This window comes from Anaerosporobacter sp., from assembly GCF_965301125.1.
Window position 1 is genome coordinate 1 of record NZ_CBDLAM010000154.1, and the last position, 8,945, is coordinate 8,945.

Annotated in this window: 13 protein-coding genes; 12 read left to right on the forward strand and 1 reads right to left on the reverse strand. The window is 34.6% G+C overall.

Annotated elements, in window-relative coordinates; genetic code table 11:
• The first annotated feature begins 247 nt into the window (after positions 1-247).
• The 8 genes from ACW2QF_RS14780 to ACW2QF_RS14815 all read left to right on the forward strand — a co-directional run bounded on the left by ACW2QF_RS14780 (position 248) and on the right by ACW2QF_RS14815 (position 4,997).
• A complete protein-coding gene (locus ACW2QF_RS14780) occupies positions 248-496 on the forward strand; it encodes a hypothetical protein (protein WP_455716778.1) in 249 nt (82 codons plus the stop codon).
• Positions 486-1,223: a GNAT family N-acetyltransferase gene (locus ACW2QF_RS14785; protein ID WP_455716779.1), complete on the forward strand. Its 738-nt coding sequence runs from the start codon at positions 486-488 to the stop codon at positions 1,221-1,223. Before ACW2QF_RS14780 ends, ACW2QF_RS14785 begins: the two co-directional genes overlap by 11 nt.
• On the forward strand, positions 1,216-2,010 hold the full coding sequence (locus tag ACW2QF_RS14790) for a GNAT family N-acetyltransferase (RefSeq protein WP_455716780.1): 795 nt from the start codon (positions 1,216-1,218) through the stop codon (positions 2,008-2,010). Before ACW2QF_RS14785 ends, ACW2QF_RS14790 begins: the two co-directional genes overlap by 8 nt.
• 88 nt (positions 2,011-2,098) lie before the next feature.
• Positions 2,099-2,806, forward strand: a complete 708-nt coding sequence (locus tag ACW2QF_RS14795; protein ID WP_455716781.1) for a ThuA domain-containing protein — start codon at positions 2,099-2,101, stop codon at positions 2,804-2,806.
• Positions 2,803-3,675: a sugar phosphate isomerase/epimerase family protein gene (locus ACW2QF_RS14800; RefSeq protein WP_455716782.1), complete on the forward strand. Its 873-nt coding sequence runs from the start codon at positions 2,803-2,805 to the stop codon at positions 3,673-3,675. Before ACW2QF_RS14795 ends, ACW2QF_RS14800 begins: the two co-directional genes overlap by 4 nt.
• Before the next feature lie 121 nt (positions 3,676-3,796).
• Positions 3,797-4,090, forward strand: a complete 294-nt coding sequence (locus tag ACW2QF_RS14805) for a CD3324 family protein (protein WP_455716783.1) — start codon at positions 3,797-3,799, stop codon at positions 4,088-4,090.
• A gap of 198 nt (positions 4,091-4,288) precedes the next feature.
• Positions 4,289-4,774, forward strand: coding sequence for a DUF1062 domain-containing protein (locus tag ACW2QF_RS14810; protein ID WP_455716784.1), 486 nt, complete (start codon positions 4,289-4,291; stop codon positions 4,772-4,774).
• Positions 4,775-4,808: 34 nt separating this feature from the next.
• Entirely contained in the window at positions 4,809-4,997 is a 189-nt protein-coding gene (locus ACW2QF_RS14815; RefSeq protein WP_455716785.1) for a hypothetical protein, read from the forward strand.
• Positions 4,998-5,035: 38 nt separating this feature from the next.
• Here ACW2QF_RS14815 and ACW2QF_RS14820 read toward each other — a convergent pair whose 3' ends face one another.
• Positions 5,036-5,968, reverse strand: coding sequence for a helix-turn-helix transcriptional regulator (locus ACW2QF_RS14820; protein ID WP_455716786.1), 933 nt, complete (start codon positions 5,966-5,968; stop codon positions 5,036-5,038).
• Positions 5,969-6,095: 127 nt separating this feature from the next.
• On the opposite strand from ACW2QF_RS14820, the gene ACW2QF_RS14825 reads away from it, so the two are divergent.
• The 4 genes from ACW2QF_RS14825 (at position 6,096) to lepB (ending at position 8,860) form a co-directional block, all read left to right on the forward strand.
• Positions 6,096-6,596, forward strand: coding sequence for an isochorismatase family cysteine hydrolase (locus ACW2QF_RS14825; protein WP_455716787.1), 501 nt, complete (start codon positions 6,096-6,098; stop codon positions 6,594-6,596).
• An 85-nt stretch (positions 6,597-6,681) separates the two neighbouring features.
• Entirely contained in the window at positions 6,682-7,482 is an 801-nt protein-coding gene (locus ACW2QF_RS14830; RefSeq protein ID WP_455716788.1) for an APH(3') family aminoglycoside O-phosphotransferase, read from the forward strand.
• A 108-nt stretch (positions 7,483-7,590) separates the two neighbouring features.
• Entirely contained in the window at positions 7,591-8,112 is a 522-nt protein-coding gene (locus ACW2QF_RS14835; RefSeq protein WP_455716789.1) for an RNA polymerase sigma factor, read from the forward strand.
• Positions 8,093-8,860: a signal peptidase I gene (gene lepB, locus ACW2QF_RS14840; protein ID WP_455716790.1), complete on the forward strand. Its 768-nt coding sequence runs from the start codon at positions 8,093-8,095 to the stop codon at positions 8,858-8,860. The genes ACW2QF_RS14835 and lepB overlap by 20 nt, the downstream gene beginning before the upstream one ends.
• Positions 8,861-8,945 lie beyond the last annotated feature (85 nt).

Here is an 8,945-nt window from a genome sequence, read left to right on the forward strand (position 1 = left end):
GTGATGTATCAAAAGAAATGCTCTTATCTTAAAAAGGGCTTGATTTTGGTACTCTTGTAACTAATCTCTTTGTGATATAGAGTTTCGAAAAGCACATTAGATATTGGTGTGCTTTTTTTGTGTACAAAAATATATGAATTTAGCTGTTTATTTGTAAAGGACTAACTACTTTATGGTATGCGAAACTCCTCTTCGTGCAGGGATAGTTTTGCAATGTTCCATTAATTAAAAAAAGGAGAATAATAATTTGAGCCATCAGCAAATAGAAAATAAGGATATCAAAACTGAAATTGATAAGAAGGCAATAGAAGAGAAACTATATCGAACAAAACTTTATCAAGAGGATAAAAAGCTGTATAAGAAAATAAAAGCAGATTTTGTCTACGGCGTTAGTCAAAATTTCAGACAGAAAAGAAATAACAGAAAGCAAGAAATGAAGCAATTAGATGAAGAAACGTTACAAGTATATCAAGAGGGGGAAAAAAATGAATATTAGTATAAGGAATGAAAAAGAAAGTGAATATTTTTATGTAGAAGCTATGACCCGTTATTCGTTTTGGAATGTATATAAACCTGGTTGTGATGAGCATGTTATGGTTCATAAGTTGAGAATAACGAAAGAGTTTATACCTGAACTGGACTTTGTAGCAGAATGTGATGGGAAGATAGTGGGAAATGTAATTTGTTCAAAAGCAAAGATTGTTGATAATCAGAGTAATACAATTGATGATACGAATATTGTAGCGATAGGACCAATATGTGTTTTGCCTGGGTGGCAGAAGAAAGGGATTGGCTCTATGTTGATGGAGCAGGTAAAGAAAGTCGCAAAATCCCTTGGATATAAAGGATTAGTTTTGTATGGAGACCCTTCATATTATCATCGATTTGGTTTTGTAGATGCAAAAGAATACTCAATCACAACTCCAGAAGGTATCAATATGGATGCATTTATGATGTTAGAACTTGATGTACATAGTTTAGGTGGGATCATGGGAAGATGTTATGAATCGGAAGCATTTGAGGTAAGCAAAGAGGAACTTGAGATGTTTGAGCGTAACTTTATCGGCAAGAAGAAATGCAAGAATAACGCATGTTCTAAGTTAGATTATTCACAAATAAAGGAAGAATTCATGAATGCAGGGGTAGAATTTCCTTTAAAAGATACATACAAAGAGAATCTTGTTTATCTAACAAATCGAAAGGATGATGAAACGAATGAATAGTATAACAGTAATTAATATCAAATGGGCTGAAATACAGAATCTTATTACAGATTATCTTGTAGAACTAGGATATAAAAATGATGGTTTTCATAATAATATGATGGTCGAAGGAGAGCCATATATCATAATTTGCAATGATGAAATCTCAGGTTTCTTTTCTCTTGGAACTTCATGGGATAACGGTAATATGCTACGAGCATTGTATATTATTCCTTCAAAACGGAGAGCTTCAGTAGAGATATTCAATAAATTAGTAGAAGATTTTCACATTGAGGCAGCCCTTGTTGCAAGTAATGATGCACACTTTGTTGGACTTGCATTTGAAAAGATGAATGCGCAGAAGACCAGTTTTGAAATGCAGGCATTCAACTTTATTTATGGATTACCTGCGCGTGAACCCGAATATGATATGAATTGTTTGATAGAGGTTAGTCCGTGTGATTATGAGCGTATGAATTTGCTTACAGAGAATCAATGGGAAGATTCGTTTGGAGATGAAAATTATACATTCTATGCGATTAAAAGTAATAACGAGATATTAGGATATGGTTCTATAGGTAAGTTGAATTATAATCAGAAAAATGTTGATGTAGGCAATTTCACACTTCCAGGGCACAGAAGAAAAGGCGTCGGCAGAAGTATAATTATAAACATGAGCAAGATTGCTATTAAGCAAGGATTAATTCCTGTTGCAGGATGTTGGTATGGAAATACTGAGAGTATTGCAACTTTGACAAGCAGTGGTTTCATACCAGAGAACAGGATTTTTTATATGAGATTTTGTTGATCATCACCTGAATCAGTTTTTCCTTTGAATATTTCTTTCATTATAGTAAAATGTTTATATGAATGATGTGACTATAAGAGGAGGTTCTATGCTTAGAATAACTGTTTGGAATGAATATAAACATGAAAGAGAATATGAGGCAATCCGCAGAGTATATCCTGAGGGAATTCATGGCTGCATCGCTTCATTTCTTGAGAAGGAAGAAGATTTTGTGATAAGGACAGCTACTTTTGATATGCCAGAGCATGGACTTACGGATGAAGTTTTGAAGGAAACAGATGTATTGATTATATGGAGTCATGGGCTACAAGAAGAATTCTCAGATATAGTTGCAGAGCGAGTGCAGCATTATGTATTGGCGGGAATGGGACTTATAGCACTGCATTCGGCACACTTTAGTAAAATCATGAAGAAACTTTTGGGAACTTCTATGACGTTGAAGTGGAAGCATGGAGACAGAGAAAAACTTTGGTGTACTGCACCTACGCACCCAATAGCAGCAGGAATACCAGAAGTAATTGAAATTCCAGAGGAGGAAATGTACGGAGAGTTTTTTGATATTCCAAAACCAGATGATGTGATTTTTACGGGGTGGTTTGCTGGGGGACAGGTGTTTAGAAGCGGTTGTACATTCTCTAGAGGATATGGTAAGATGTTTTACTTTCAGCCGGGACATGAAGAATATCCTATATACCATATGCCACAAATCCAGCAGATTATTATAAATGCAGTGCGCTTTTGTGCACCGGTCAAGGTGAATAGAGCATATCCTGAATGCGAGGAGGTTAAGAGTTGAAAATATCAGTATTTTACGACCATGTTTTGCAAGCGGCAGAGCAGACAGGCAAATCTTTGAGTGAATTGCTAGCAAGTGTTAGAAAAGCAGGCATTGAGGCTGTGGAAATCAACCTTACATATCTTTTGGAACATGATAAAACCCTTGAACTACTGAAACAGGCTGATTTGGCTGTAAGTTGTATTTATGAGTTTTATGAAATGGATCGGTGTGACGAGTCGAAGAAGGTAGAGAAGCATATTGAAACGGCCGTAAAAGTCGGAGCGGGCAGGATTCTTGTAGTTCCAGGATTTCTTTCTTCGGAAGAATCAGAAGAAATGCAAGTACATGTACACAGTTATGAGCAGGTAGCAGATTTTTTTGATAACAATGAGAAAGTTCTGCATATGTCAGAGGGACTTACATATGCTGTTACATTAGGAGTTAAGGCAGGTGTAACGGTTACTGTTGAGGATTTTGATGATAAAAAATCCCCTCTTTCCGGCATGAATGGTATCTTGTGGTTTTTGAATCATGTACCAGAATTAAGGTATACTTTGGATATGGGAAACTTCGTGTACAATGATGAAGATGTGTTGGTTGCATGGGAGATTTTGAAGAATAAAATTGCTCATGTGCATTGTAAGGACAGAGGTGTGGAAGAAGATAAAGCAAATGATGATGGAAAGTCTAGCATTAATAGAGGACTTATGTCTGTGGCGGCTGGGGACGGTTATCTACCTATTGCAGTACTTGTAAATCGTCTGAAGGAGTTCGGTTACGAAGGATATCTAGCGATTGAGCATTTTGATGCGCCTGACCAGGAGATGTGCATGAGACGTTCGGCTGAGTTTTTGAGGAGAACGTGGGAATGCCTTTGCCAAAGTTAAAAGGGGGACAGCTATATGAATAGATATATTATGTATGCATAGCACTGGCTATTGCAATATAGAATAGAACATTGTTGTAGCCATTGCTATTCCTAATAGAATAACACTTTAGGAGGCAAACATGGGCTATATAAAAGCAGAAGAAATTCTGCCTATTGAAATAATTGAATTGATACAGAAATATGTGGATGGACAAAATATTTATATTCCGAGAAAAATGGAAAATCGTCAGGAATGGGGAACAAGTACCCAAGCAAAACAAGAGATACTTAAACGTAATCAGGTGATTTACGAGGACTTTAATTCTGGAATGACAGTTGATGAATTGGCATGTAAATATTATTTATCCGAAAAAACCATACAACGTATTGTGAGGAAAATGAAAATAAAAATTAGTGAGCTGGTACTTTCGTGAAGTATCGGCTCATCTTTTTATATAAAAATGTTTGAGGTGGAAGGTCTGGAGTCGGAATGATACACTGAAACAAAAAACAAAAGAAAGGAAAGAAATATATGACTACACCTATATATTTTGCATAGCGTGGCTATTGCAAAAATAATATAAATTCAGTAATAGCCTACGCATCGAGAAGAAAATTAATAGGAGATGCAAATGAGCTGTTTAAGAAAATTTGAATATAATATTGTCCCTAATAAATCTTTTGAGGTTATACATAACTGTGCAAGTTGTGGTCAGAAGGAAAGTTTTATCAACACCAAGCGATTTCGTGTAAATGCCAATGGAAATAAGTTAGATATCTGGTTGATTTATCAGTGTGAGAGATGTAAACATACGTTGAATATACCAATATACGAGAGAATGGATAAGAGGAAAGTATCGAATTCTAAATATGAGCTCTTTCTTACCAATGATGAAGGGTTAGCAAATAGGTATGGAATGAATTATGCGTTTTTCAAAAGGAATCGGTTAGAAGTGGATTTGGAGAATATCGCATATGATATTTTAAAGGTAAGTGACAATAAGCATAAAACGAAAGAAATGCAGTATCAAGCTGGTGATGTGATTATTGTTCATAATCCTTATGGTGTGCGAATTCGTCCTGAAAAGATAGTAAGCATTGTATTAATAAGTTTTTAAAGAATGACAGATTTGAAATTATGGAGGGGAAAAAATGAAAGAAAAATTGATGAGGGCGCTACTTGTGGCACTTGGAGCGGGTATTGGAATAACATTAGTTTCATTCATAAATGGAGAAGGTTTTTCAATTACAGAATTCATACTTTATGCAGTTGTAGCATTTATTGTAGATATGTTTTTTATGTTATTTTTAGGTAAGAATAAAAATAAAAGAGGAAAATGAATACTGATTAGGTATAGAGTTTCAATAGATTTCTTGTTCTAGTTTTCGTATAAGGTAGCTATATCATTTATTCTACGCTTCATTTCTGTGCGGATATGTAACGGCTCTAAACACTCGCATTTATCCCCAAAACTGAAAAGAATATTGTAGTAGTAATCGTTCTCTATGAAAGGAAAACTAACAATGTAATGATCATTATCGTCAGGCGAAAAGTACTCATAAGCGCAAAAATCAAGTACTCTGTCCATGACAGATTTATGAATACGAATTTTGATTTTTGTTTGCATAGTTGCCAAAACATCAGCAAAATCTAACTGCGGTTTTTGATAATCGCGTGGCGTAAAAAATTCCGCTTGTATTTGTAGGTTTGATATGCGAGATATTTTGAATAAGCGAAAATCATTTCTTTTAAGGCAATACCCTTGCAGGTACCAATCGCTATTTTTCAATACAAGCTGATATGGCTCGGATGTTCGTGCAGTTTTGTTTCCATAACGGTCTGTATATTCAAATGAAAGTAGCATGCTTTCCTGTAAAGCAGTTTTGATAATTTCTAAATATGGTTGTATGTTCCAGTTGCCCATCCACGGACTTAAATCTATGTAAATTTGATTTGATTTTATTTCAATATCGTTTGCTCTGTCGGCTGGGATAAAGCTTTTAACTTTTGCAAGGGCGTTTACCAGTTCATCCCCTCTTATCATAGTAGAAAGATTGGAAAGCCCCATCAGGATAGCAGAAAGGTCTGCAGTCGAAAAAACATTTTTATCAATCTTGTATTTCTGCATGATTTCAAAGCCACCGTTAACTCCTGGTACAGAACAAACAGGAATACCTGCCATGTTTATCGTGTCTATGTCACGATAGATTGTGCGGGGTGAAACTTCAAACATATCTGCCAACTCCTGCGCGCTTATCCGCTCTTTTTCAAGGAGTGTCATAATAATGCTAACAAGCCTGTCAATTTTCATCTGACATCCGCCTTTCAATTTTCCATAAATTCTTTTTATCATTATAGATTGTGGCCATACTGTTGTCAATAATTGCATGGTACAATAAAAAGCAAATAAATCAATGTACCTATCAGGAGGAGACATTATGCAGAAAAAAGCCTTAGTAATAATAGATATTCAAAATGACATAACTAAGAATTACAAGGATATAATTGACAATATCAACAAAGCTATTAATTGGGCAGTCAATAATAATATTCATGTTGTTTATATAAGGCATGAAAATTTATCAGCTGGCACAAGGACATTTAAACCCAATACATATGGGGCTGAATTAGCTTCAGACTTGAAAATAGTATCTAAAAATGTTTTTACAAAATACAAAGGAAATGCATTAAGTAGTGAAGAATTTACAGACTTTATTAATAAAAATGAAATATACGATTTCTACATAACAGGAGCAGATGCTGTTGCTTGTGTTAAATCAACCTGTTACAACTTATGCAAAGCAAATTATGGCGTTAATGTCTTATCAGAATGCATAACCAGTTATGATAAAAGGAAAATTGACGAAATGCTGCTCTATTATGAAAGTAAAGGCAGTAAAATCATTAGTTTAAATGACTTGTTACCTGAGAATTGCTAGTAGAAAGTATCCTTGATGCATTGACCGGAATATCTAAGATATTGTATGAAAGTGTATGAATTAGAGTTATAATGGAGGTATAATTTTGAAAATATATGATATGAAAATACCAGATGAGATACTAAAGATAATACAAGGAAAATCATATAGCATAGATGATATAGGTATGTCAAATTCAAATGTAATCTGTTTTGATGATATGGTCTTGAAGGTTGAGAAAACAAGAGAAAACTCTGACAATGAACACAGAATGATGGAATGGTTAGATGCTAAACTTCCAGTTCCTAAAAAAATATATTTTATAAAAGATAATAATACCAACTATCTTCTGATGAGTAAAATAGATGGAGAAATGTCTTGCTCTGAGAAGTATATGAGAAATCCGAGGGAGCTTGTCAAGATATTAGCAGAAGGATTGAAACAACTATGGAATGTCAACATTACTGACTGCCCATATATTAACTCAGTGGATAATAAATTGAAATTGGCAACAATAAGGGTGAGTGAGGGTTTATGCTGTATTGCGGATGCAGAACCGGATACTTATAGTGAAAATGGTTTTGAATCTCCAGATGCCTTATTACATTGGTTACAGAACAATAAACGAGAAGAAGAGTTAGTATTTTCGCACGGCGACTACTGTTTGCCAAACATTTTTATCAAAGATGGGAATATTAGTGGTTTTATCGATTTGGGAAATAGCGGAGTTGCTGATAAGTATCAGGATATAGCATTATGTTATCGAAGTCTTTTACATAATTTTAGTGGTAAATATGGTGGAAAAAAATATGAAGGATTTAAGCCAGAAATGTTGTTTGAAGAGTTGGGAATAATACCTGATTGGGAAAAAATAAAATACTACATTTTGCTGGACGAGTTATTTTGAAAAGAAATACTTTGTGGGTGTTGGCTATTGCTTTATCTGAAGGAATTATTAACCTTATTTTGTAACTTTTTATACGCTTTGGGTACTAATAATTAGGAGGTGAAGTAGTTGAATGAGGAATTTCAATTGTTGTATGAAACATATAGCATAGAAATCTATCGTTTTCTCTTAAAGCTTGTTGGGTATCGAGAAGATTTAGCGGAAGAATTAACACAAGAGACATTTTATCAAACTTTTCTTTCACTTCATCGGTATCGTGGAGATTGTGACATCAAAAGTTTTATATGTCAGATTGCTAAAAACACATGCTTTAAGTATTTTAAGAAAAATCCTTTGAATCAAGATATTGATTCGGAGGAATTAAAACAAACACTTCTCACTACTATGATTGGGCCTGAAGAATGTATGGAGCACAAAGAACTATCTAAATACATACGTTTCGCTATTCTGAATATGAAGAGAAAGTATCGAGATGTTATGGTGCTACGGATTTATTTTGAATTAACCTTCCAACAAATCAGTCAGCGGCTGTCTATCAGTGAGAATTCTGCAAAAGTTATTTTTTATCGAGGGAAAGATCTATTAAAGAGAGAATTGGAGGAAAAAGCATATGGAACAGCCAACTTGTAGTATTGTTAGAGATTTACTTCCTTTATATGAAGAACAAGCAGTTTCGTTAGAAACTAATGATTTTGTGAAACAACATTTAGAATCCTGTGAAGATTGTAGTAATTATCATCAAAACCTTATAGACGATGCAAAACAGCAAGAAAAAATAAATGAGCAACTTACATCAGAAACTTTACATATGGCAGACATTGCAAAAAAAATTAGAAAAAGAAGACGTAGGATAGATTGCACGGTAGTCGCTTCGTTTCTTGTATTTTGTTTTTTACTTTCTTTATTTTTTAATACTGCAATAAATGATGGAAACAGCATGGAGCCAACATATGCGAATAATACAACACTTCTTATCAACAAAGCGGCCTATCTGTTTCATGGACCAAAGAATAATGACATTGTAGTATTTACAATGCCAGGAGGCTCTTGGATTAATCGGATTATTGCAGGACCTGGAGATACAGTTTCCTATGAATCTGTATACAACTTGGTCAATGGGACCTCCAAAGAAACAGCAGACTGGTGTGGGAAAACTACAAATACCGGAAATCACACGTATCCACTCACATTGAAAGAAGATGAATATTTTGTTATAGGAGATTCCCTTGAGGACTCTTACGATAGCCGCTACGAGGGCTGTGGTTTTATTAAGCGGTCACAGATTAGGGGGAAAGTCTTGTGCCGATGGATATCTTTGAGTTCATTATTTACGCGTACTACTGTAACTACTGCAACTGAATCAATGCCGGGGAATTAATATAACTTTTGCACATGTTAGATTCCTGTCAAGTATATAGCTTGACAAAGAATGATAAATATCTCATAATAATTTGGATACAAAT